Genomic DNA, 332 nt, shown 5'->3' with positions numbered 1-332 from the left:
ATCTCTCTGGGGAGAGACGGAAAAGACCTAATTTAAATAAAGGACCATTATACAGATCAAACGCTTCGGTGATATATTCAGAGATCTTTTGTGATGATTCATCAGCTTCATTACGATCCTGGAAATCAAAATAGAACACTTGGAATTTATCCGGATCAGGATCAAGAATCAACTGACGGATATCACCCTGATCATTCGCCCTGAACACCGTACGTAAAGATTCATGACGCACCATCAGATCCCAATAAGCCAATTCAAAAGCTGATTGATCAAAACCTGAATCAAATTCATACACTCCGTTTACGTTGTAAGCAAGGTTAGCATCCTCAAAC

At 39.5% G+C, this 332-nt stretch carries 1 protein-coding gene; it reads right to left on the bottom strand.

The genetic code is table 11. The annotated features are described in order from the left end of the window. Positions 1-332 (bottom strand): condensation domain-containing protein (locus GFU89_RS23265; protein ID WP_318849388.1); only part of this gene is annotated, 332 nt, incomplete at both ends.

This window comes from Chryseobacterium sp. JV558, from assembly GCF_033712365.1.
Classification (GTDB): Bacteria; Bacteroidota; Bacteroidia; order Flavobacteriales; family Weeksellaceae; genus Chryseobacterium.
The sequence above is the reverse complement of the archived record's forward strand: the minus strand, read 5'-3'. Positions and strand labels throughout refer to the sequence as shown.